Origin of the sequence: Bradyrhizobium sp. B097, assembly GCF_038957035.1 — a bacterium.
Taxonomy (GTDB): domain Bacteria; phylum Pseudomonadota; class Alphaproteobacteria; order Rhizobiales; family Xanthobacteraceae; genus Bradyrhizobium.
In genome coordinates, this window is the sequence record NZ_CP152412.1 from 9,071,552 (window position 1) to 9,095,304 (window position 23,753).

Sequence of the window (23,753 nt, forward strand, 5' to 3'; positions counted from 1 at the left end):
GGCCCTAACGCAGATTTTGAAACCAACGTGTCTGCTTTTCCTGCAACCGAGGTTCTCGTCACCGCCGACTGCTGGCAGGCCGAGCCCGATGCCGACGCGGTGATCCACCGCGCCATCGAGGCCGCCGCCGCAATCGTCGACGCCGATGTCGCGGATGCCGAGCTTGCGGTGATGCTGACCGACGACGCCGGGATCCGCACCCTCAACGCCAACTGGCGCAGCATCGACAAGCCGACCAACGTGCTGTCGTTTCCGGCGCTGCAGCCGGAAGGCGCCGGCGGACCCGACGATGCCCCGCGCATGCTCGGCGATATCGCGATCGCCTATCAGACGACACGGCGGGAAGCCGATGAAGAACAGAAGCCGTTCGACCATCATTTGAGCCATCTCGCGGTGCATGGCTTCCTGCATCTGATCGGTTACGACCACGAGAACGATGACGATGCCGAGGACATGGAGGCGCTCGAGCGCGAGATCCTTGCCTCCCTCGGCATTCCCGACCCCTATGCGGATCGGATCGCCTGACATGCCGGATTCCGACCCGACCCATGACAATCCGCGCAACGTGAGCAACCTGCCCGCCGTGGTGCACGAGGGCGAGGTACAGCGCCCGGCGGCCGAAGGCTGGCTGGTGCGCGCGATCCGCACGCTGTTCGGCTGGAAGGCCGGCTCGGTGCGCGACGATCTGCAGGTGGTGCTCGACGCCTCGACGCCCGACGATGTCGGCTTCTCGGCGATCGAGCGCACCATGCTGCGCAACATCTTGTCGCTGAACGAGCGGCGGATCGCCGACGTCATGATCCATCGCGCCGACATCGTCGCGGTCAAGCGCGATATCCCGCTCGGCGAATTGATGAGCCTGTTCGAGAGCGCCGCGCATTCGCGGCTCGTCGTCTACAACGAAACCCTCGACGACCCCGAGGGCATGGTGCACATCCGCGACCTGCTCGCCTTCATGACCGCGAAGGCGCGCGTCACCGACGCGACCAAGACGAAGCGCAAGAAGCCGTTCCCGGCCGGACTTGATCTGCGCAGCGTCGATCTCGCGCTGCCGCTGGCGGACGCCCACATCATCCGTAAGCTGCTCTACATCCCGCCGTCGATGCGCGCGATCGACCTGCTGGCGCAGATGCAGGCCTCGCGCATCCATCTCGCGCTGGTGGTCGACGAATATGGCGGCACCGATGGGCTGGTGTCGATCGAGGATATTGTCGAGCAGATCGTCGGCGAGATCGACGACGAGCATGATTCCGACGAGCCGCCGTCGATTGTCCGCCAGCCGGACAACTCCTTTATCGCCGACGCGCGCGCCAGCCTCGACGATGTCCGTTCGGTGATCGGCGAGGACTTCGTCACCGGCGAGGCCGGCGAGGAGGTCGAGACGCTGGGCGGCTATCTGGTGTCGTTCGTCGGCCGCCTGCCGGTGCGCGGCGAAGTGATTTCCGGTCCGGGCAATTACGAGGTCGAGGTGCTCGACGCCGATCCGCGGCGGGTCAAGCGCGTGCGGATCACGACGCGCAAGGAACGGCCGGCGCCGCGCAAGGAGCGCGAACGGCGCCGCGAGCAGGCACCGGATTCCGGCAACCCGCAGGCGAATGACAACATGCCGCCGCCCGGCGAGGGAGCCGGTCCGCAGTGAGGCTTTCCGACAAGCTCCGATCGATCGGTCTCGCCGTCATCCTGACCTGGGGATGGAAGCGCGTCGTGCTCGCGCTCGCGGCGGGCGCCTTGTCCTCGCTGGCGATGGCGCCGTTCAACGCCTGGCCGGTGCTGTTCCTGACGTTTTCGATCGCGGTCTGGCTGATCGATGGCAGCGCTGCGGGACGCTGGCGCGGCGTACCCGCCGCAGCGCTGTCCGGCTTCTGGTTCGGCCTCGGCTATTTCGTGCCGGGACTGTACTGGATCGGCTACGCCTTCTTCGTCGATGCTGACACTTTCGCCTGGCTGACGCCGTTCGCGGTGCTCGGCCTGCCCGCCTATCTCGCTTTGTTCACCGCCTTCGGCTTCGCGATGGCACGGCTGATCTGGCCGCGCGACGCTTCGCGCGTGCTGGCGCTGGCGGTTAGCTTGACGATTTCGGAATGGCTGCGCGGCCATCTGCTCAGCGGCTTTCCGTGGAATGCGTTCGGCTACGCACTGACCGAACCCCTGGCGCTGGCCCAGACCGCATCGCTGATCGGGCTGTGGGGCATGACATTCCTGGCAGTCGCGATCTTCGCAAGTCCCGCCGTGCTGATCGACGGCGCCTCACGCGGCCGCAAGCCGTGGCGCGCGCCGGTGGCCGCGGTGCTGGTGCTCGCCGCGATGCTGGCGTTCGGTGCGGTCCGCCTCTCGCAACAGCCGACCAGCATGGTCAGCGGCGTCAAGCTGCGCATCATGCAGCCCGATCTGCAGCAGGACGCCAAGTTCAACTACTCCGCCAAGGCGGCGGTGATGCAGAAATATCTCACCCTGTCGGATCGTGCGTCCGGGCCGCACTCGACCGGCGTGAGCGACTCCACCATCCTGATCTGGCCGGAATCCGCGTTTCCGTTCTTCCTGACCAAGGAAGCCGACGCGATGGCGCAGATCGCCGACTTGCTGCCGAAGGGAACGGTGCTGATCACCGGCTCGGTGCGCGCGCCCGATCTGCCGCCCGGCGTCCGCGTCACGCGCGCATATAATTCAATCTACGTCATCGACCATGACGGCAGCGTGCTTGCGGTCTACGACAAGCTGCACCTTGTCCCATTCGGAGAATATCTGCCGTTCCAGGACTGGATGGAGAAGCTCGGCTTCGTGCAACTCACCAAGGTGCAGGGCGGCTTCATTCCCGGCACGATCCGCCGGACGCTCGATATTCCGAATGCGCCGCGCGCGCTGCCCTTGATCTGCTACGAGGCGATCTTCCCCGGCAATGTCGTGAGCCGCGACGACCGCCCCGGCTGGATCATCAACGTCACCAATGACGGTTGGTTCGGAATCTCGACCGGCCCCTATCAGCATCTGCAGCAGGCCCGGCTGCGCTCGATCGAGGAGGGCCTGCCGATGGTGCGCGCCGCGAATACGGGCATCTCGGCCATCATCGACCCGCTCGGACGGATTGTCGCCCGACTCGGGCTCGGCATCGAAGGCGTGCTCGATGCCGGCCTGCCGGCGGCCATCGCGCCGACGATCTATGCGCGCGTCGGCAACATCCCCGCCGCTGTGATTGTGTTAGTTGCCCTCGCAATCGTATTGCGGAGGCGTTTTGTCAGGCGAAAGGCCTGACGGCGCTTATCGCCGGTTGTCACACGAACCCGAAAAAGTGTCGAAATTTACCTCAGTGTGATTCCACCTGTTGACAGATCGACCGTGCACTTCGCATTGTACGGGTCCACGCGAAATCACAAGCCAAGTCAGCCCCTTTGCGCAAATTGTCCGCATTTCGTCCCGATCCTCCTTGCAGGATTTGACGGCACCGGCGCCTGAGGCATACTCCTCGCCCAACTTGCCTCACCCCCGGGCGCGCAATCCCTTAGGAGAGTTGGAGATGTCCACCAAAGCGCCCAATCCTGTTGACAAATATGTCGGCAGCCGCGTCCGTATGCGACGCATCATGCTCGGCATGAGCCAGGAAAAGCTGGGCGAAGCGTTAGGCCTGACGTTCCAGCAGGTGCAGAAATACGAGAAGGGCACCAACCGTGTCGGCGCCAGCCGGCTGCAGCAGATCTCCGAAATCCTGCAGGTGCCGGTCTCTTTCCTGTTCGATGGCGGTCCGAGCGGCGTCAAGACCGCTGACGGCTTCAGCGAGGGCTCCTCGCCGGCCTATGTGTCCGATTTTCTGGCAACCGCCGAAGGCCTGGCCCTGACCCGTGCGTTCACGCGGATCGCGGACGCCAAGCTTCGCCGCAGCATCGTCGAACTGGTCGAGCAGATCGCGGCGCGCGAGGCGGCCGAGCAGGTCTGATCCGGCCCTATCCGTTTGAGAGATCGTCAAATCTGGAATATGTCATTCCGGCATGCGTTAAGGCGTGATGAGTTCCGATGGAATCTCGTCGCGCTCTAGCTCCTTGATCGAGCATGATCTTTCGGAAAACCGCGTCACACTTTTCCGGATCATGCCCTAAAGCGTTTTCGAGCGAAGTGGACACCGGTTCGCATGAAGAAAACGCGTCAAAACAAGAATCTAGAGCCCCGTTCCGATTCATCGGAACGGAAACGGCTCTAGCGTGCGCTGAATGACAAAGCGAATTCACAGGCGACGACAACAACATGGCCAGCAACCCGTTTGAAACCGCTGATATCCTCGACGGCATTCGCCGCTGGGTCGAGATCGAATCTCCGACGGAGCGGCCGGATCAGGTCAACAAACTGGCTGATCTCGTCGCGTCTGAATATCGCGACCTGCCGGCCACCGTCGACCGCGTTGCGGGACGCGACGGCTGCGGCGATCACCTGCTGACGCGCTCGTCCTGGGGGCAGGACGCGCCGGGCATTCTGGTGTTGAGCCATCTCGACACAGTTCATCCGATGGGGTTCATCGAACGGTTACCATTCAAGATCGAAGGCGACAGTGCGTTCGGCCCGGGCATCTACGACATGAAGGGCGGCGCCTATCTCGCCTATCACGCGTTCCGGCAGATCTGCGCCGCTGACACGCGCCCGCCGCTCGGCATCACCCAGCTCTACGTCTCGGACGAGGAGATCGGCAGCCCGACCTCGCGCGCTTTGATCGAAGCCGAGGGCCGCAAGGCCAAATACGTGCTGGTGACCGAGCCCGCGCGCGACGGCGGCAAGATCGTCACCGGGCGCAAGGGCGTCGCGCGCTTCGATGTGCATATCAAGGGCGCGCCGGCACACGCCGGCACGCGCCCCGAGGATGGCCGCAGCGCGATCCGGGAACTCGGCCATGTGATCCTGGCGCTGGAGGCGATGAACGATCTCAAGCGCGGCGTCACCGTCAATGTCGGCGTGGTCCGCGGCGGCACCAAGCCGAACGTGATCGCAGAAGAAGCCTACGCCGAGGTCGACATGCGCGTGCCGACGATGGCCGACGCCGACGAGCTGGTGCCGAGGATCCTCGGGATCACCTCGCGCACCGACGGCGTCACCGTGAAAGTAACCGGCGAATTGAACCGTCCGCCCTATGAGAAGAGCAATGCCGGCGCCGCGCTCTACGAACACGCCAGGGAGCTTGCAGGCGAACTCGGCTTCGAGCTGATCGATGTGTTCACCGGCGGCGGCTCCGACGGCAATTTCACCGCACCGCATACTGCAACGCTCGACGGCCTCGGCGTCGACGGCAAGGGCGCGCATACCCATTACGAGCAGCTCTACATCTCGTCGATCGAGCCCCGCGCGCGCCTGCTCTACCGTCTCTATCAGACGCTGCGATGACACCGGCTCCGAACGACAGCGGCGATCGCGATTCGTCCGACGATGGCGCGATGGCCCATTCGCGCGGCTCGTTCTTCGGGCGACGCAAAGGCCACAAACTGCGCGCGCACCAGGCCGACCTGATCGACAATCTGCTGCCGCATCTTTCGATCGACATCTCGGCGCCCGCACCCGAGGCGCTGACCGAACTGTTCGATGACGGCATCGCGGATGTCCGGCTCGAGATCGGCTTCGGCGGCGGCGAGCATCTGATCGCGGAAGCGCAGGCCTTTCCGGCGACCGGCTTCATCGGCTGCGAACCCTATGTCAACGGGATGGCCAAGATCCTGACCCAGATCGAGGCGCAGAATATCGGCAACATCCGCCTGTTCGCCGGCGACGCCGCCGAGCTGCTGGCCTGGGCGCCACCGCGCTCGCTGGCGCGCATCGACTTGATTCATCCCGATCCCTGGCCGAAGCGGCGGCACTGGAAGCGGCGCTTCGTGCAGGATGCAACGGTCGCGGCGATGACCCGGCTGCTGCCGCCGGGCGGCGAATTCCGTTTCGTCAGCGATATCGACGACTACTGCGCCTGGACGCTCGCACACCTGATGCGCTCGCCCGACTTCGCCTGGCTCGCCGAGCGCGCGATCGACTGGCAGCAGCCATGGCCGGACTACACCATGACGCGCTACGGCGCCAAGGCCGAGCGCGAAGGGCGCAAGGCGGCGTATCTGAGGTTCAAGCGCTTGCCTTAATGTCGTCATTCCGGGGCGTGCGAAGCACGAGCCCGGAATCCATCGGGCCACATGCGGAAGCGGAGAAATGGATTCCGGGCTCGTCGCTATCGCGCCGCACCGGAATGACGACCAGTCATCCCTGTCCCGCCCATCCGCGCCTTCCTGGCGTCGGTCGCTTCCCAGACCATGCGCTTGCCGCGTTCGCGACCGAGCAGCTCGATCGGATCGTGATTGTCGATGTGGCCGAACTGGCCCTTGTAGACGCTGTAACCGCACAATTCCTGCAGGCGGCGCGGAAAGCGGGCCGCGGTCTCGCGCGGAATGCCGAGCTGCAGATTCTCCTGCTGCCGCATCCAGCCCCAGCAGTAGGCGCAGGAGAAGGCAAAGCGCCTCGTGTCGCTGGTGTTGGCGCCGCCGCCATGCCACAGCGCGCTGTCGAACAGCATCACGCTGCCCGCCGGCATGGTCGCGGTGACAGCGTCATAGTCCTTGCCGTAGTCCGGCGACGAATCGAATTTGTGGCTGCGCGGAATGATCCGCGTCGCGCCGTTGTCGTCGCGGAAATCGGACAGCGCCCAGATCGCATTGATCGTGATCGGAATGTGCGGCCGCGGCAGCGGGATCAACTGGGTGTCTTCGTGGATCGGCTGCGCCTCCTGGCCCGGGCCGAGCACCAGCGAGCAGAACGACGACAGCAGGCATTCCTTGTCCAGCACGCGCTCGACCACCGGCAGCACGTTCTCATGCAGCGGCACCTCCCAGAACAGATCGTCATAGGTCAGGAGGTTGTTGATGCGCAGCGTCTTGAAGCCTTCGAACGACGTCCTGGCGAGGCCGAGATTGTGCTCACTCTCGATTCTTTGCACCGCGTCCTTCAATCCCTCGACCAGGTCCGGCGAGGCGGCGCGCGCGATCACGGTATATCCGTCGTCGCGGATCCGCTCGGCGTGCGATTGGATGTCGGCGTCCGTCAGCATGGCGATCTCCCCGTTGGCGCTGTGTCGCGCCTTGCGGAAAGCATAGCGGAACGACTCTAGTCCGTCACCCTGAGGAGCGCGGAACGCGCGTCTCGAAGGGTCGACGGCCCGACTGTGGCCGTGCATCCTTCGAGACGCGCCTGCGGCGCTCCTCCAGCGACAAAGGCGAAGCCTTTGCGCGGGGATGACGGAGCCAAGAGCTGTTAGCGTGAACTAGCGCGACTTCCAGAAATCCACGACGCGCTGCGCGGTCGACGGCATCAGGCGGACGAAATTCAACCGCGCGCCTTCGATATCGGCCGGCGACGGCACGCGGTTCGGCCCGAGCCGCATCAGGATCAGGGCGCGCACGGTCGGCCATTCGAAACCGATCGTCTTGCTGGCGATCAGGATCGGATCATAACGATCGCCGGAGATCAGGCGATCGAGCGTGACGATCTTCACGCCGGTCAGCGCCGCGAGCGCCGCCACGCATTCCTCGTATTTGAAGGCCTTGGCGAAGCCTGCCACCGCGGCCTCGTTCAATTCGCCGGCGCGATGCAGCGCCAGGATCGTGCGCTGTGCGGCTGCGAAATCGCGACCCTCGACCTGCGCGACGACGCCTTCGATCTCGGTCAGCGCCAGCTTGATCTCGGCCTGCCGTTCCGGCTTGGCGACGACCTGCAAGCGGCGGCGGATCACGTCGATCGAGCCGGCCAGCAGGCTCTTCAGATGCACGGGCGGGAGATCGTCACGGCGGCCGATCCGCAGCGTCAGCACGCCATCCTGACCGGCGCGCCGCACCAGCGTCGTGAAGGACGCGTCCGAGAACGCGGCGCCCGCATTGCCGGCCGCGCATCGGATGACGTCGCGATCGCCGCGACGGACGATGACATCGGTCAGCGCGGTCGAGAGCCTGGACCGCTCGGCCATTGCCAGCAGATGACCCTGGCCCTTGGCATTGGCGATCTCGACCAGCACCTTTTCGTCGATCACCGGCGATTGGCGCAGCACCGGCCCCGCGATCGCGACCTCGTCCTCGCGGGCGAGTTGCCCGACCAGATGCCGCGGCGCGTTGGCGAGCGGCGCAAGCCGTTCGGCGAGATCGATCCGCGCAGCCAGGTCGGCATGCGGGACCAGACTGGTCAGCACCCCGTCGAACAGGTCGATATGGTCGGGGCGGAAGCTCGCGGCACCCTGCAGGAACAGCTCGCCGAGCCGCCGCGCGGCCTCGGCGCGGCGCTTGGGGTCGCCGCGGCGAACGATGTCGTCGAGTTCCGGGATCAGCGCGGGGGCTGTCGTCATGAGCCTTGTCCAACCGGCGACTTCTGCCGATTTTCGGCAATCTATGGCCCCGTTCGTAAACGGAGGGTTAGGTCAAACCTGCACCCCGGAGCCTGCAAAATCGCCCTCCGCCGGGCCTGGAGGCCTTGCCGGACCCCGGCAAAAGGGCTATATCCACCGCAACTTATGGTATCTCATACGATCGCGTAGGAGAGTGGGCCCCCCGGGACCCGCTCTTTTTTATTACCTGACGGGACCCAGCGAGGCCGGGTCCAGTTTAGGTAGCGTTAGCGGCCCCTTAAGGCCACCTGATCAACACAACAGACCTCAGACAACCCATAGACCTTAGACAGCCTTTGACACTGGATATGACCGATCCGACCGCCACGCCCGTGGACACCGAACTGCTCGCCGAGCCGCGGCTTGTCGTCGAGCCCGGGGTCGCGGCGCGCGTCGCCGCGGTCGCGGTCCCGGTGCTGCAGGGCATGGGCTATCGCCTGGTACGCATCAAGGTCTCGGGCGACGCCGGCTGCACCGTGCAGATCATGGCGGAGCGTCCCGACGGCTCGATGCAGCTCGAGGATTGCGAGGCGATCTCGCGCGCGCTGTCGCCGGTGCTCGATGTTGCCGACCCGATCGAGCGCGCCTACCGGCTGGAAATCTCCTCGCCCGGCATCGACCGGCCGCTGGTGCGCCGCTCCGACTTCGAGCGCTATACCGGGCATCTGGTGAAGATCGAGATGGCGGTGGCGCATCAGGGCCGCAAGCGGTTCCGCGGCCTGCTCGCCGGCGTCGAAGGCAATGCGGTGCGCATCAAGCGCGACGATCCGCGTCCCACCGAGGACGCTGAAGTTCTCCTGGTGATGGAGGATATTTCGGACGCGCGGCTGGTGCTGACCGACGAGCTGATCGAGGAATCGATGCGCCGCGGCAAGGCCGCCGAGCGCGAGCTGCGCCGCGAGCTTGGTCTCGCGCCGCCGCAGCCGGCCCACGCCAAGAAGGGCGATCCTGCGAAGAGTCAGAAGCCGAAACCCAAGCCTGCTCAGAAGCCCGGCACCAAGCCGGCCCCGACCAACACCAAAAAGCACCGCCTGGCCGCCGAACGCGCGCGCCGTGGCGAGATCGATCCATTCGAAGGAGACTAAGCCATGGCAGTCAGCGCCAACAAACTCGAACTGCTGCAGATCGCAGACGCAGTTGCGCGCGAAAAGTCGATCGACCGCTCCATCGTGATCGCGGCCATGGAAGACGCCATCGCCAAGGCCGCACGTGCCCGCTACGGCAGCGAGACCGACGTCCATGCCGAAATCGACGCCAAGAAGGGCGAGCTGCGGCTGACCCGCCACATGCTGGTGGTCGAAGTCGTCGAGAACTCGTCGAACCAGATTTCGCTGCATGATGCGCAGCGCGCCAATCCGGGCGCCCAGGTCGGCGACACCATCGCCGACACGCTGCCGCCGCTGGAATATGGCCGTATCGCCGCGCAGTCCGCCAAGCAGGTGATCGTGCAGAAGGTGCGCGAGGCCGAGCGCGATCGGCAGTACCAGGAATTCAAGGACCGCATCGGCGACATCGTCAACGGCATCGTCAAGCGCGTCGAATATGGCAGCGTGATCGTCGATCTCGGCCGTGGCGAAGCGATCGTGCGCCGCGACGAGATGTTGCCGCGCGAAGTGTTCCGCAACGGCGACCGCGTCCGCGCCTATATCTTCGACGTCCGCCGCGAGACCCGCGGTCCGCAGATCTTCCTGTCGCGCACCCATCCGCAGTTCATGGCGAAGCTGTTCGCGCAGGAAGTGCCCGAGATCTACGACGGCATCGTCGAGATCAAGGCGGTCGCCCGCGATCCGGGCTCCCGCGCCAAGATCGGCGTGATCTCACGCGATTCCTCGGTCGATCCGGTCGGCGCCTGCGTCGGCATGCGCGGCTCGCGCGTGCAGGCCGTGGTGAACGAGCTGCAGGGCGAGAAGATCGACATCATCCCGTGGTCGCCCGATATCGCGACCTTCGTCGTCAACGCGCTGGCGCCGGCTGAAGTCGCCAAGGTCGTGATCGATGAGGACCGCGAGCGCATCGAGGTCGTGGTTCCCGACACCAACAACCAGCTGTCGCTGGCGATCGGCCGCCGCGGCCAGAACGTTCGCCTCGCCTCGCAGCTGACCGGCTGGGACATCGACATCCTGACCGAGCAGGAAGAGTCGGAGCGCCGCCAGGCCGACTTCGAGAACTCGACCCGCGTGTTCATGGAAGCGCTCAATGTCGACGAGGTGGTCGGCCAGCTGCTCGCCTCCGAAGGCTTCACCTCGGTCGAGGAACTCGCGCTGGTCGATGTCAAGGAACTCGCCGGTATCGAAGGTTTCGACGAGGAGACCGCCACCGAGCTGCAGACCCGCGCCCGCGAATATCTGGAGCAGCTTGAGGCTGAACTCGAGGCCAAGCGCAAGGAACTCGGCGTCGAGGACGCCATGAAGGACGTGCCCGGCGTCACCGGCAAGATACTGGTGAAGCTCGGCGAGAACGACGTGAAGACCGTCGAGGATCTGGCCGGCTGCGCCACCGACGACCTGGTCGGCTGGACCGAGCGCAAGGAAGGCGGCGAGCCGACCAAGCATGCCGGGTTCCTCGATGGCATCGAGGTCTCGCGCGACGAAGCCGAGGCCATGATCATGCAGGCCCGTCTGAAGGCCGGCTGGATCACCGAGGCCGACCTTGCCAAGCCTGCTGAGGAGGCCGAGGCCGCCGAAGCAGAAACGGCGTCGTAAGGAGATGCCCCACGGATGTTCGCTCAGGCTGACCCCGATCTCGACGATGGGCCGCGGACGCAGAAGTCCGCGACCACGCGGATGTGCGCGGTCAGCCGCGAGGTGCGTCCGATCGACGAACTGATCCGGTTCGTCATCGCGCCCACGGGCGAGGTGATCCCGGATCTCAAGCGCAAGCTGCCGGGCCGCGGACTATGGGTTTCCGCATCGCGGCGCAGCGTTGCGGAAGCAGTCCGTCGTCACCAATTTAGCAAGGGATTCAAGCGCGATGTCCGCGTCGCGCCGACCCTTCCCGCCGACACCGACGCCCTCCTGGTCCGCAGCGTCACCGAGGCCCTGGCGATGGCCGCCAAGGCCGGTCAGGTCGTGGCGGGCTTCGGCAAGGTCGAGGACGCACTCAACCGGAACGAAACTGCAGCCCTGATCCACGCTTCGGACGGCGCAGCGGACGGAATCCGCAAATTGGACGCGATCGTCAGGCAAAGGGGCGAAAAACGTGGTGAATCGCCGGTAATCGCCGTCGTCAATGTTTTGACGTCGGAAGAATTGGATTTGGCACTTGGGCGGTCAAATGTGATACATGCTGCGCTGCTCGCGGGCCCGGCGAGCAAGACGTTCCTGTCGCGCTGCCAGATACTGGTCCGATACCGGATGGCCGACGACGACAAGACCGCCGAAGCGGCCAGAAATTCCAGAGCCTGATCCAGGAGGGCGGATGCCGTCTTTCCGACCGGATCATGCTCAGCAAACGACGACAGTTGAAGGATTTGTGCGGCATACGCACAGCGAAACGAGATTAGGACTGCTGAATGGTTGATACCAAGACCCCTGGCGACAAGACTCTGAGTGTCCCGAGCAAGACGTTGTCGCTGAAGCCGCGCGTCGAGACGGGCACCGTGCGCCAGAGCTTCAGCCACGGCCGGACCAAGCAGGTCGTGGTCGAGAAACGCGGCAAGCGACGCGTCGGTGGCGATGGCCCCGGCGAAGCGCATGCGCCGGAACCCGTGGTTGCAAAGCCGGTGGCGCCCGCCCCGAGGCCGCCGCAGGGCCGCCCCTCGGGCCCGCCTCCCGGCCAGCAACAGCGCAACACCCGCTCCGGCGTGGTGCTGCCGACCCTGACTGAAGACGAGCGTTCCGCACGTGCCAGCGCGCTTGCCGACGCCCGTCAGCGCGACATCGAGGAGCGTCGTCAGGCCGAAGAGGAAGCCAAGCGCCGCGCTGTCCGCGAGGCTGCCGAGAAGGTCGAGCGTGAAGCCGCCGAGGCCCGCCGCAAGGCGGAAGAGGAACGCCACCGCCACGAGGAAGAGGCCAAGCGCAAGGCCGAAGTCGAGGCCAAGCGCCGCTTCGGCGAGGGCGAAGCCAAGCCCGGCGCAGCGCCTGCCGCTGCACCGGCCAGGCCTGCCACAGCCGCACCCGCATCTGCTCCGGCAGCCCGGGCGCCGGCAGCCCGCACCACGACCACGACGCCTGCGCGCACGCCGGTCGTCGCGCCGAGGCCCCCGGGGGTTGCCGCAGAGGCGGCGGACGAAGACGAAGGTCCGCGCCTGGTGCGCCGTCCCGGCGGCGCCGTGCGTCCCGTCGCGGCGCCGAAGACCACCCAGAAGCCCGGCCCGCAGAAGCAGCGCGGACGCCTCACCGTCGTCACGGCGCTCACCGCCGACGACGTACGCGAGCGCTCGATCGCCTCGTTCCGCCGCCGTACCCAGCGTCTGAAGGGTCACGCCGCGAACGAGCAGAAGGAAAAGCTGATTCGCGAGGTCGTCATTCCGGAAGCGATCACGATCCAGGAACTCGCGAACCGCATGTCGGAGCGCGCGGTCGACGTCATCCGCATGCTGATGAAGCAGGGCGCGATGCACAAGATCACCGACGTGATCGATGCCGACACCGCGCAACTGATCGCCGAAGAACTTGGCCATAGCGTCAAGCGCGTCGCCGCGTCCGACGTTGAGGAAGGCCTGTTCGACGTCGTCGACAATTCCACCGACACCGAGCCGCGTTCGCCCGTGGTCACCGTCATGGGTCACGTCGACCACGGCAAGACCTCGCTGCTCGACGCGCTGCGCCACGCCAACGTGGTGTCGGGCGAAGCCGGCGGTATCACCCAGCACATCGGTGCCTATCAGGTGACTTCGCCGGAAAGCGGCAAAAAGATCACCTTCATCGATACGCCCGGCCACGCCGCGTTCACCGCGATGCGCGCCCGCGGCGCCAAGGTCACCGACATCGTGGTGCTGGTGGTCGCGGCCGATGACGGCGTCATGCCGCAGACGATCGAGGCGATCAACCACGCCAAGGCGGCCAAGGTGCCGATGATCGTGGCGATCAACAAGATCGACAAGCCCGATGCGCGGCCGGAGCGCGTGCGCACCGAATTGCTGCAGTACGAGGTGCAGGTCGAATCGCTCGGCGGCGACGTCGTCGACGTCGAGGTCTCGGCCAAGAACAAGACCAATCTCGACCGGCTGCTCGAGATGATCGCGCTGCAGGCCGAAATCCTCGACCTGAAGACCAATTCGCAGCGTCCGGCGGAAGGCACCGTGATCGAAGCCAAGCTCGATCGCGGCCGTGGTCCGGTCGCGACCGTGCTGGTGCAGCGCGGCACGCTGCGGATCGGCGACATCATCGTGGCCGGTGCCGAGATGGGCCGCGTCCGCGCCTTGATCTCCGACCAGGGCGAGAATCTCGACGAGGCCGGCCCGTCCGTGCCGGTCGAGGTGCTCGGCTTCAACGGTCCGCCGGAAGCCGGCGACCGTCTCGCTGTCGTCGAGAACGAAGCCCGCGCCCGCCAGGTCACGAGCTACCGTGCGCACCAGAAGCGCGAGAACGCGGCTGCCTCGATCTCCGGCATGCGCGGCTCGCTCGAGCAGATGATGTCGCAGCTCAAGACCGCGGGCCGCAAGGAGTTCCCGCTGATCGTCAAGGCCGACGTGCAGGGCTCGCTGGAAGCGATCCTGGGTTCGCTCGAGAAGCTCGGCACCGACGAAGTCGCCGCCCGCATCCTGCATGCCGGCGTCGGCGGCATCTCGGAGTCCGACGTCACGCTGGCGGAAGGCTTCAACGCCGCGATCATCGGCTTCTCGGTCCGAGCCAACAAGGAAGCGGCGGCCGCAGCCAAGCGCAACGGCATCGAGATCCGCTACTACAACATCATCTACGACCTCGTGGATGACATCAAAAAGGCGATGTCCGGCCTGCTCGCGCCCACGCTGCGCGAAACCATGCTGGGCAACGCGCAGATCCTGGAAGTGTTCAACATTTCCAAGGTCGGCAAGGTCGCGGGTTGCCGCGTCACCGACGGCACCGTGGAACGCGGCGCCAATGTTCGCCTGATCCGCGACAACGTCGTGGTGCACGAAGGCAAGCTGTCGACGCTGAAGCGCTTCAAGGATGAAGTGAAGGAAGTGGTCGCCGGCCAGGAATGTGGCATGGCATTCGAGAACTACGGCGACATGCGTGTCGGCGACGTGATCGAATGTTACCGCATCGAGACGATCCAGCGCTCTCTGTAAGTCCAAATCTTACGAAGCGGTCTGGGTCCATTTAACTGAAAATGCGACGACGTGGCCGGACTTTTAGTCCGGCCACCGGCGCATCGTCCGATTGAAAGCAAAGCTAGACATTGATGCCCGCGGCCAAGGCCGGCGGGCGCGACGGTTTTGGAAGAAGGTCATGCCCCGTCAAAAGAAGAGTTCCAGCCCCGGCGGATCGCAACGTCAGCTGCGCGTCGGCGAAACGGTTCGCCATGCGGTTGCCGAGATTCTGTCGCAGGGTGAGGTCCACGATCCCGATCTGGAAGGCCACATCATCACCGTTCCCGAGGTGCGCATGTCGCCGGACCTGAAGCTCGCCACGGTCTACGTGATGCCGCTCGGCGGACGCGACACCGACGCGGTGATATCCGCGCTCGAGCGCAACAAGAAGTTCCTTCGCGGCGAGATCGCGCATCGCGTCAACCTGAAATTTGCACCCGACATTCGCTTCCGCGTCGATGAGCGATTCGACGAGGCGGAGCGCATCGAGAAACTACTGCGGACACCTGCGGTGCAGCGAGACCTTGCACCCGATTCGGACGACGAGTGATGACTGTGATGACGACCAACAGCGTGATCGACGCGAAGGATGCCGACGCGCGCGACGCTGAGCGGGATGCTTTTGCCGGGCCGCGCACCGACGATGTGCGCCGCACCAACAACGACCCGCGCCAGAAGCACGGCAAGCAGAACCAGCAGCCGCGCCGCGACAAGCGCGACGTCCATGGCTGGGTGGTGCTCGACAAGCCGATCGGAATGACCTCGACGCAGGCCGTCGCCGTGCTCAAGCGCCTGTTCCAGGCCAAGCGCGCCGGCCATGCCGGCACGCTCGATCCGCTCGCCTCCGGCGGTCTGCCGATCGCGCTGGGCGAGGCCACCAAGACGGTGCCGTTCGTGATGGACGGCCGCAAGCGCTACCGCTTCACGGTCAGCTGGGGCGAGGAGCGCGACACCGACGACACCGAGGGACGGCCGGTCAGGACCAGCGAGAGCCGGCCGACCGCCGATTCGATCAGAGACCTGCTGCCGCGCTTCACTGGGGTGATCGAGCAGATCCCGCCGCAATATTCGGCCATCAAGGTGCAGGGTGAGCGGGCCTATGATCTGGCACGCGACGGCGAGACCGTAGAACTGAAGCCTCGCCCGGTCGAGATTCACGAATTAGCCCTTGTAGAACATGGAGATAATGGACAATCCGTGTTCGAGGCCGAGTGCGGCAAGGGAACCTATGTCCGGGCCCTGGCCCGCGATATGGGCCGGATTCTGGGCTGTTTCGGCCATATCTGCGCCCTGCGGCGGACCCTGGTCGGTCCGTTTACCGAGCGGGACATGATTCCGCTGGAACAGTTGGAGGCTTTATGCAATAGAGCCGCGTCTGGCGAGGGCAGCCTCGCCGACGCGCTTTTGCCCGTTGAGACCGCGCTGGACGACATCCCGGCACTGGCCGTCACACGGGCTGATGCGGCAAGGCTCCATAGGGGCCAGGCCGTTTTGTTGCGCGGACGGGATGCGCCCAATACCAGCGGCACAGTCTATGTCACGGTGGCAGGCCGGCTTCTCGCGCTTGCCGAGATTGGCAATGGCGAACTCATCCCCAAGCGCGTGTTCAACCTGAACGGACTGACTGCCAGTCCGGCTCGCAACAACGAAAGTAACTGACGATGTCGATTACCGCCGAACGCAAAGCGGAAGTCATCAAGACGAATGCCAACAAAGCCGGCGACACCGGCTCGCCCGAGGTTCAGGTCGCGATCCTGTCGGAACGCATCAATAACCTCACCGAGCACTTCAAGAGCCATGTGAAGGACAACCATTCACGCCGCGGCCTCCTGAAGCTGGTGTCGACGCGTCGCTCCCTGCTTGACTACATCAAGCGCAAGGACGAGGCGCGCTACAAGGCGCTGCTCGAGAAGCACAACATCCGTCGTTGATTTGAGAAGCACGCGCGCGAGGTTCGCGCGCGTTTTCGTATGGTCGTCCGTGAACTCGGGCTTTCGAATTGTCGAAAGATGATCATGCGCAACAGCATGGCCATCGCGTCATGCACACTAGCGTCCAGCAGCAATCCGGCCGCTGGACCGGGCAAGATGCCCAGACGACCGAAAGGATGGACGCCATCCGAAATCCAGGGACCATGGCAGGATCGCCGGATGCTGACCGCAGCAGCGCATCAGTGTCTCGCCGTCTTGGCATGGTCTTTGTGTTTCAGGGCGCCGTGCTTTCGTGAAACCATGAAAGAAAACCGAAATGTTCAATTCGCATTCCGTCGAGATCGACTGGGGTGGACGTCCCCTCAAACTTGAAACCGGCAAGATCGCCCGCCAGGCCGACGGCGCCGTGATGGCCACCTATGGCGAGACCGTGGTGCTCGCCACCGTCGTCGCGGCGAAGACGCCGCGCGAAGGCGTCGACTTCCTGCCGCTCACGGTCGACTACCAGGAGAAGACCTACGCCGCGGGCCGCATTCCCGGCGGCTATTTCAAGCGCGAAGGCCGCCCGACCGAGAAGGAGACGCTGGTCTCCCGCCTGATCGACCGCCCGATCCGTCCGCTGTTCGTCGACGGCTGGCGCAACGAGACCCAGGTGATCGTCACCGTCCTGTCGCACGACATGGAGAACGATCCGGACATCGTGTCGCTGGTCGCCGCCTCCGCCGCCCTGACGCTGTCGGGCGCACCGTTCAAGGGCCCGATCGGAGCCGCGCGCGTCGGCTTCGCCAATGACGAGTTCATCCTCAACCCGACGCTCGACGAGATGACCGAGACCCAGCTCGACCTCGTCGTCGCCGGCACCGCCGACGCCGTGCTGATGGTGGAATCGGAAGCCAAGGAGCTCAACGAAGACGTGATGCTCGGCGCGGTCATGTTCGGCCACCGCCACTTCCAGCCGGTCATCAACGCGATCATCGAGCTCGCCGAGAAGGCCGCCAAGGAGCCGCGCGAAGTCACCACGATCGACAATTCGGAGATCGAGAAGGAAATGCTTGGCATTGCCGAGCAGGAGCTGCGCAAGGCCTACGCGATCCCGGTCAAGCAGGAACGCTATGCCGCGGTCGGCGCCGTCAAGGAGAAGGTGCTCGCGCACTTCTTCCCGGAAGGCCAGGAGCCGAAATACGACAAGCTCCGCGTCGCCGGCGTGTTCAAGGAACTGGAAGCCAAGATCGTTCGCTGGAACATCCTCGACACCGGCAAGCGCATCGACGGCCGTGACGCCAAGACCGTGCGCAACATCATCGCCGAAGCCGGCGTGCTGCCGCGCGCCCACGGCTCGGCGCTGTTCACCCGCGGTGAGACCCAGGCGATGGTGGTGACCACGCTCGGCACCGGCGAGGACGAGCAGTACATCGACGCGCTGTCGGGGACGTACAAGGAAACGTTCCTGCTGCACTACAACTTCCCGCCCTACTCGGTCGGTGAAACCGGTCGCCTCGGCGGCACCAAGCGCCGCGAGATCGGCCACGGCAAGCTCGCCTGGCGCGCGATCCACCCGGTGCTGCCGCCGCACCACGAGTTCCCGTACACGATCCGCGTGGTCTCAGAGATCACCGAGTCGAACGGCTCGTCCTCGATGGCCTCGGTCTGCGGCGCCTCGTTGTCGCTGATGGACGCCGGCGTGCCGCTGAAGCGGCCGACCGCCGGTATCGCCATGGGCCTGATCCTCGAAGGTCAGCGCTTCGCGGTGCTGTCGGACATCCTCGGCGACGAGGATCATCTCGGCGACATGGACTTCAAGGTCGCCGGCACCGACCAGGGCATCACCTCGCTCCAGATGGACATCAAGATCGAGGGCATCACCGAGGAGATCATGAAGGTGGCGCTCGGCCAGGCCAAGGAAGGACGCATCCACATCCTGGGTGAAATGTCCAAGGCCCTGACCGCTGCGCGTGCCGAGCTCGGCGAATACGCGCCTCGTATCGAGACCTTCAAGATCGCCACCGACAAGATCCGCGAAGTGATCGGCACCGGCGGCAAGGTGATCCGCGAGATCGTCGAGAAGACCGGCGCCAAGGTCAATATCGAGGACGACGGCACCGTGAAGGTCGCCTCCAACGATGGCGAGGCGATGAAGGCTGCAATCAAGTGGATCAAGTCGATCGCCTCCGATCCGGAGATCGGCCAGATCTACGAGGGCACCGTCGTCAAGGTGATGGAGTTTGGCGCGTTCGTGAACTTCTTCGGCGCCAAGGACGGCCTGGTCCACATCAGCCAGCTCGCGGCCAGCCGCGTGCAGAAGACCTCCGATGTCGTCAAGGAAGGCGACAAGGTCAAGGTCAAGCTGCTCGGCTTCGACGATCGCGGCAAGACCCGCCTGTCGATGAAGGCGGTCGACCAGGAGACCGGCGAGGACCTCGAGGCCAAGCAGAAGACCGACGCCCCGGCCCCGCGCGAAGCTGCCGGCGAGTAAGCCTGTTTGAAATGAAACGACGAAGGGCGGCCGAAAGGCCGCCCTTTTTGTTTGATGCGATGCTTGCGCGCGAGACGCCCTGCCGCAGCAATGCGGGATTCCGACGCAGCGTCACAATGACCGTGTTCGAAACGGCATAGGGTGGCTTGCACGTATCTCGCTATGCTCTGTCGAAAGCGACACCAGAGTTTCAGGTCAGGAGGAATCGATGTCACCCATATCCCGACGCCATCTCGTGCTTGCGGCAACCACGGCTGCCGCGGTTGCAGCAGCGCCACGCCTCGTGCTCGGCCAGGCCGCGGCGCAGGCCCCAGCCGGACCATTCAAGATCGACCCGCTGACCTATCCCACCAATGCACTGGAGCCGCATATCGACGCCAAGACGATGGAGATCCATCACGACCGGCATCACCAAGCCTATGTCACCAACCTCAACACATTCGCCAAGGACAATCCGCAAATCGCGGAGAGGCCGGTCACCGAGGTGCTCACCAATCTCGGCGACGTGCCGGACGCGATCCGCACCGGCGTGCGCAACAACATGGGTGGCCACGCCAACCACACGATGTTCTGGCAGATCATGGGACCGAACGGCGGCACGCCCGACGGCGAAGTGCTCGCCGCGATCGACCGCGACCTCGGCGGCCTGGAGAAATTGCAGACCGACTTCAACGCCGCCGGCGGACGCGTGTTCGGCTCCGGCTGGGTGTTCGTCACCGTGACCAGGGACGGCACGCTCGCGATCGAGACGCGACCGAACCAGGACAATCCGATCATGGACGGCAAGCGCGCGCTGCTCGGCAACGACGTCTGGGAGCACGCCTACTACCTGACCTATCAGAACCGACGGCCCGATTATCTCAAGGCGTGGTGGAATACGGTGAACTGGAAGGCCGTGGCCGAGCGTTATGCCGCCGCCAAGGCCGGCACGCTCGGCGTGTGAGCCGGCGGAGGGCTCGCTCGTTACGAACGGCTGCGCTAGAGTTGAAGGCCCCGCGAACCCATCGCGGGGCTTTCTGCTTTGTACGCCCGGAGCCTCGCCCTCCCGGTGACGAGCGCCAAGGAAACAGTGATGACACGGCCGATCATCCGCCCTGCCCGTCCCGACGAACTTGACGAGATCGCACGCGCCTGGATGGACAGCTGGGTTTCGACCGGGCTCTCGCAGGCGAGCGAAAGCCTGTTGAACGATCTGCGCGCCCGTCTGCCGCGCGAGATCGCAGGCGGCTGGAGCCTGTTTGTCGCCGACGATCACGGCACCATCGCCGCCATGCTGGCGCTGCACTTGCCGACCTTTTTGCTCGACCAGCTGATGGTCGTGCCCACCCACCAGGGCCAGAGCCTCGGACGCGAGTTGCTCGCCTTCACGCGCCGGCAAATGCCCGACGAGATCTGGCTGAAATGCGTCCGCGAGAACGAAAAGGCCTGGCGCTGGTACGAGCGCGAGGGTTTTGTGTTCGAGAAGGAGGCGATCAATCCGGTTACCGGCTTCATGATGAAGCACTACCGGTGGAAGAGAACAAACCGCACATCGGAGGCTAACCCATGATCAAGCTGTACTGGTCGCCGCGCTCGCGCTCGTTCTCAGCCATCTGGCTCCTGGAAGAATCCGGCCTGGCTTACGAACGGGTGCTGACCGATATCAGCACCGGCGCACAGAAGTCGCCGGACTTCCTCAAGATCAACCCGATGGGCAAGGTGCCGGCGTTGACCGACGGCGATGCCCGGCTCGCCGAGGCCGCCGCGATCTGCGCCTATATCGCCGACCGCTACCCCGAGACCAAGCTCGCGCCGGCCACCAACGATCCGAAGCGCGCACGCTATCTGCAATGGCTGTTCTTCTCGCCGAGCTGCATCGAGCCGGCGCTGATCCAGCTCTTCACCAAGCTCGAGGTACCGACCAGCACCGCGGCGTGGGGCAGCGCGGCACAGGTGTTCGACGTGCTCGATGCCGAGTTGCAGAAGGGGCCGTGGATCCTCGGCGATCAGTTCTCCGCCGCCGACATCGCGATCGGCGCGGGACTGAACTTTGCGGTGCGCGTGTTCAAGATGGTGCCGCCGCGGCCGTCATTCGAGGCCTATATCGACCGCTGCGTGGCGCGGCCCGCGTTCCAGCGCGCGGAGAAGATCGCGGCGGGATAACGCGATGTAGCCCGGATGCAGCGAAGCGAAATCCGGGAAACTATCTCCACGTCAACGTCTGTCCCGGATTGCGCTCCGCTCCATCCGGGCTACGGAGCGGTGGTCCCGGCCCTAGTCCGGGACGACGCGCGGATCGACGTCCTGCGTGTAGTCGACGCCGTCGATGCCGAAGCCGAACAGGCGGAGGAACTGGCTCTTGTATTCGCCGAGGTCCGCCAATTCGCCGAGCGTCTCGGTGGTGAGCAGCGGCCAGCGCCGCGACACTTCCGTCTGCACTTCGGGCGACAGCTCCCAGTCGTCGACCCGGATGCGCTGCGCGTCGTCGAGCGCGACGCCCTTGCCGAGCTTCGTCCGGAACAGGCGGTCGATCTGCTCGATGCAGCCCTCATGGAGCCCGAGCTGCTTCATCACCTTGAACAGCACCGTGCCATAGAGCGGCACCACCGGAATGGCCGAGCTCGCCTGGGTGACCACGGCCTTCAGCGCGACGACGCGGGCGGCGTCCGCACCGAGCCGGCCCCGGATCGCTTCCGCCTTGCTGTCGAGATCGACCTTGGCGCGGCCGAGCGTGCCGTTCCAGTAGATCGGCCAGGTCAGTTCGCTGCCGATATAGGTGTAGTTGAGCGTCCGGAAGCCGGGCGCCAGCACGCCGGCATCGGCGAGCTGGTCGATCCAGCGCTTCCAATCATCGCCGCCCATCACCGCGACCGTGGCCGCGGTTTGCTCCTCGTTCGCCGGCTCGAGGGTGGTCTGGAACACCTCGCCGGTCTCGGTGTCGAGCGTCTTGATCTCGACCGGGGCACCGAGCGGCTTGATGACCGAGCGATAGGTCTTGCCGGTGTCGGGGTCAGTGCGGACCGGCGCCGCCATGCTGTAGACCAGCATGTCGAGCTGTCCGAACTTCTCACGCACACGCGCGATGAAGTCTTTCTTCATCTCGTCGGAGAAGGCATCGCCCTCCAGCGTAAGCGGCGAGCGCCCGATCTTCTGGGCCTCGATCTCGAAGGCACGGTTGTTGTACCAGCCGGCGCTGGCGCTTCTCTTTTCCGACGGCTCGCGCTCCAGCGACACGCCGATCGTGTCCGCGCCGCCGGCGAAGGTCGCGACGATGCGGCTCGCGAGGCCGTAGCCCGTCGAGCAGCCCAGCACGGCAACGCGTTTCGGGCAGTCCGCGACCGGGCCCTGCTTGAGAACGTAAGCGATCTGTTCGCGGACATTCGTGGCGCAGCCGACGGGATGTGCCGTCGTGCAGATGAAGCCTCGCACGCGCGGTTCAATAATCATTCCCACCCCATTCCGGATCGTTGCAATATCCCCATTCGCTGCCTGCGGACCTCCCTCAGCAAGCGAGGAGAGGCGAAATCAGGCATCAAGCCGCCTGAATACCAGCGTGGCGTTGGTGCCGCCGAAGCCGAACGAGTTCGACAGCACGGTCGTGAGCTTGACGTTGTCGATGCGCTTGCGCACGATCGGCATGTCGGCAAACACCGGATCGAGCTCGGTGATATGCGCGCTTTCGCAGATGAAGCCGTTGTTCAGCATCAGCAGCGAGTAGATCGCTTCCTGCACGCCGGTAGCGCCGAGCGAATGGCCGGTCAGCGCCTTGGTCGCCGAGATCGGCGGGCACTTGTCGCCGGTGCCGAACACCTTGCGGATCGCCTCGATCTCCGGCGGATCGCCGGCCGGCGTCGAGGTGGCGTGCGGATTGATGTAGTCGACCGGCGTGTCCACCGTCGACATCGCCATGCGCATGCAGCGCTCGGCGCCTTCGCCCGACGGCGCCACCATGTCGTATCCGTCGGAGGTCGCGCCGTAGCCGACGACCTCACCGTAGATCCGCGCGCCGCGCGCCCTGGCATGCTCGAGCTCTTCGAGCACCACGACCCCTGCGCCACCGGCGATCACGAAACCGTCGCGGCTGATGTCGTAGGGACGCGAGGCGGTCGCCGGCGTGTCGTTGTACTTCGACGACATGGCGCCCATGGCGTCGAACAGCACCGATAGCGTCCAGTCGAGTTCCTCGCAGCCGCCGGCGAAGATGATGTCCTGCTTGCCGATCTGGATCGTCTCGTAGGCATTGCCGATGCAATGGTTCGACGTCGCGCAGGCCGAGGAGATCGAGTAGTTCACGCCCTTGATCTTGAACCAGGTCGCGAGCGTCGCCGACGCGGTCGAGGACATTCCCTTCGGCACGGCGAACGGACCAACGCGCTTCGGGCCCTTGGCGCGCGCGATGTCGGCGGCCTCCACCAGCGTGCGCGTCGACGGTCCGCCGGATCCCATGATGATGCCGGTGCGGATGTTGGAGACCTCGTTCTCCTCGAGGCCGGAGTCGCGGATCGCCTGCTCCATGGCGACGTGATTCCACGCAGCACCTTCGGCGAGGAACCGCATCGCGCGGCGATCGATCACCTCGGCGGGATTGAGTGTCGGCGCACCGTGCACCTGCGAACGGAAGCCGAGCTCAGCAGCCTTCTCCGCACGCGAAATGCCCGACTTTGCCTCGTAGAGGCTCGCAAGCACTTCCTGGGTGTTGTTACCGATGGACGAGACAATCCCCATCCCCGTGATGACAACCCGCCTCATGTTCGCCTC

21 protein-coding genes are annotated in these 23,753 nt (G+C 65.2%); 17 read left to right on the forward strand and 4 right to left on the reverse strand.

Annotated features, from left to right (window positions below):
* Positions 1 to 27 precede the first annotated feature (27 nt).
* The 6 genes from ybeY to AAFG07_RS41765 all read left to right on the forward strand — a co-directional run bounded on the left by ybeY (position 28) and on the right by AAFG07_RS41765 (position 6,095).
* The gene (gene ybeY, locus AAFG07_RS41740; protein ID WP_342725338.1) at positions 28 to 525 is read left to right on the forward strand and encodes an rRNA maturation RNase YbeY; all 498 of its coding nucleotides are present in this window, start codon (positions 28 to 30) and stop codon (positions 523 to 525) included.
* Position 526: 1 nt separating this feature from the next.
* Positions 527 to 1,639: a hemolysin family protein gene (locus AAFG07_RS41745; RefSeq protein ID WP_171947917.1), complete on the forward strand. Its 1,113-nt coding sequence runs from the start codon at positions 527 to 529 to the stop codon at positions 1,637 to 1,639.
* Positions 1,636 to 3,249, forward strand: coding sequence for an apolipoprotein N-acyltransferase (gene lnt, locus AAFG07_RS41750; RefSeq protein WP_342725339.1), 1,614 nt, complete (start codon positions 1,636 to 1,638; stop codon positions 3,247 to 3,249). The genes AAFG07_RS41745 and lnt overlap by 4 nt, the downstream gene beginning before the upstream one ends.
* Positions 3,250 to 3,511: 262 nt before the next feature.
* Entirely contained in the window at positions 3,512 to 3,928 is a 417-nt protein-coding gene (locus AAFG07_RS41755; RefSeq protein ID WP_021082652.1) for a helix-turn-helix transcriptional regulator, read from the forward strand.
* Positions 3,929 to 4,233: 305 nt separating this feature from the next.
* A complete protein-coding gene (locus tag AAFG07_RS41760) occupies positions 4,234 to 5,358 on the forward strand; it encodes a M20 family metallopeptidase (protein ID WP_342725340.1) in 1,125 nt (374 codons plus the stop codon).
* Positions 5,355 to 6,095, forward strand: a complete 741-nt coding sequence (locus AAFG07_RS41765; RefSeq protein WP_342725341.1) for a tRNA (guanine(46)-N(7))-methyltransferase TrmB — start codon at positions 5,355 to 5,357, stop codon at positions 6,093 to 6,095. The genes AAFG07_RS41760 and AAFG07_RS41765 overlap by 4 nt, the downstream gene beginning before the upstream one ends.
* 86 nt (positions 6,096 to 6,181) lie before the next feature.
* Here the strand turns inward: AAFG07_RS41765 and AAFG07_RS41770 are convergent, their stop codons facing one another.
* Together AAFG07_RS41770 and AAFG07_RS41775 are read right to left on the reverse strand one after the other, a co-directional pair.
* Positions 6,182 to 7,054: a phytanoyl-CoA dioxygenase family protein gene (locus AAFG07_RS41770; RefSeq protein WP_342725342.1), complete on the reverse strand. Its 873-nt coding sequence runs from the start codon at positions 7,052 to 7,054 to the stop codon at positions 6,182 to 6,184.
* Positions 7,055 to 7,267: 213 nt separating this feature from the next.
* Positions 7,268 to 8,338: a DUF2336 domain-containing protein gene (locus tag AAFG07_RS41775; protein ID WP_342725343.1), complete on the reverse strand. Its 1,071-nt coding sequence runs from the start codon at positions 8,336 to 8,338 to the stop codon at positions 7,268 to 7,270.
* Between the two features lie 347 nt (positions 8,339 to 8,685).
* Between AAFG07_RS41775 and rimP the strand changes: the two genes are divergently transcribed.
* The 11 genes from rimP (at position 8,686) to AAFG07_RS41830 (ending at position 21,158) form a co-directional block, all read left to right on the forward strand.
* Positions 8,686 to 9,462 (forward strand): ribosome maturation factor RimP, encoded by a 777-nt coding sequence (rimP, locus tag AAFG07_RS41780; RefSeq protein WP_342725344.1) that lies wholly within the window; start codon positions 8,686 to 8,688, stop codon positions 9,460 to 9,462.
* Positions 9,463 to 9,465: 3 nt separating this feature from the next.
* Positions 9,466 to 11,079 (forward strand): transcription termination factor NusA, encoded by a 1,614-nt coding sequence (gene nusA / locus AAFG07_RS41785; RefSeq protein WP_342725345.1) that lies wholly within the window; start codon positions 9,466 to 9,468, stop codon positions 11,077 to 11,079.
* A 15-nt stretch (positions 11,080 to 11,094) separates the two neighbouring features.
* A complete protein-coding gene (locus tag AAFG07_RS41790; RefSeq protein WP_342725346.1) occupies positions 11,095 to 11,781 on the forward strand; it encodes an RNA-binding protein in 687 nt (228 codons plus the stop codon).
* 107 nt (positions 11,782 to 11,888) lie between these two features.
* Complete coding sequence (gene infB / locus AAFG07_RS41795; RefSeq protein ID WP_342725347.1) at positions 11,889 to 14,591, forward strand: translation initiation factor IF-2; 2,703 nt, start codon at positions 11,889 to 11,891, stop codon at positions 14,589 to 14,591.
* A 160-nt stretch (positions 14,592 to 14,751) separates the two neighbouring features.
* Positions 14,752 to 15,162 (forward strand): 30S ribosome-binding factor RbfA, encoded by a 411-nt coding sequence (gene rbfA / locus AAFG07_RS41800; protein ID WP_342725348.1) that lies wholly within the window; start codon positions 14,752 to 14,754, stop codon positions 15,160 to 15,162.
* Positions 15,162 to 16,271: a tRNA pseudouridine(55) synthase TruB gene (truB, locus tag AAFG07_RS41805; protein ID WP_342725349.1), complete on the forward strand. Its 1,110-nt coding sequence runs from the start codon at positions 15,162 to 15,164 to the stop codon at positions 16,269 to 16,271. Before rbfA ends, truB begins: the two co-directional genes overlap by 1 nt.
* A gap of 2 nt (positions 16,272 to 16,273) precedes the next feature.
* Positions 16,274 to 16,543 carry a 30S ribosomal protein S15 gene (gene rpsO / locus AAFG07_RS41810; protein WP_016844725.1) on the forward strand — a complete coding sequence of 90 codons (270 nt, stop codon included), beginning with the start codon at positions 16,274 to 16,276 and terminating at the stop codon, positions 16,541 to 16,543.
* A gap of 316 nt (positions 16,544 to 16,859) precedes the next feature.
* Positions 16,860 to 19,016 (forward strand): polyribonucleotide nucleotidyltransferase, encoded by a 2,157-nt coding sequence (pnp, locus tag AAFG07_RS41815; RefSeq protein ID WP_342725350.1) that lies wholly within the window; start codon positions 16,860 to 16,862, stop codon positions 19,014 to 19,016.
* Between the two features lie 208 nt (positions 19,017 to 19,224).
* A complete protein-coding gene (locus tag AAFG07_RS41820) occupies positions 19,225 to 19,959 on the forward strand; it encodes a superoxide dismutase (protein ID WP_342725351.1) in 735 nt (244 codons plus the stop codon).
* A gap of 129 nt (positions 19,960 to 20,088) precedes the next feature.
* Complete coding sequence (locus tag AAFG07_RS41825) at positions 20,089 to 20,565, forward strand: GNAT family N-acetyltransferase (protein ID WP_342725352.1); 477 nt, start codon at positions 20,089 to 20,091, stop codon at positions 20,563 to 20,565.
* Complete coding sequence (locus AAFG07_RS41830; RefSeq protein ID WP_342725353.1) at positions 20,562 to 21,158, forward strand: glutathione S-transferase family protein; 597 nt, start codon at positions 20,562 to 20,564, stop codon at positions 21,156 to 21,158. The genes AAFG07_RS41825 and AAFG07_RS41830 overlap by 4 nt, the downstream gene beginning before the upstream one ends.
* 111 nt (positions 21,159 to 21,269) lie before the next feature.
* Here the strand turns inward: AAFG07_RS41830 and fabV are convergent, their stop codons facing one another.
* Together fabV and fabB are read right to left on the reverse strand one after the other, a co-directional pair.
* Positions 21,270 to 22,442, reverse strand: a complete 1,173-nt coding sequence (gene fabV / locus AAFG07_RS41835; RefSeq protein ID WP_342725354.1) for an enoyl-ACP reductase FabV — start codon at positions 22,440 to 22,442, stop codon at positions 21,270 to 21,272.
* Between the two features lie 78 nt (positions 22,443 to 22,520).
* The gene (gene fabB, locus AAFG07_RS41840) at positions 22,521 to 23,744 is read right to left on the reverse strand and encodes a beta-ketoacyl-ACP synthase I (RefSeq protein ID WP_342725355.1); all 1,224 of its coding nucleotides are present in this window, start codon (positions 23,742 to 23,744) and stop codon (positions 22,521 to 22,523) included.
* Positions 23,745 to 23,753: the final 9 nt, after the last annotated feature.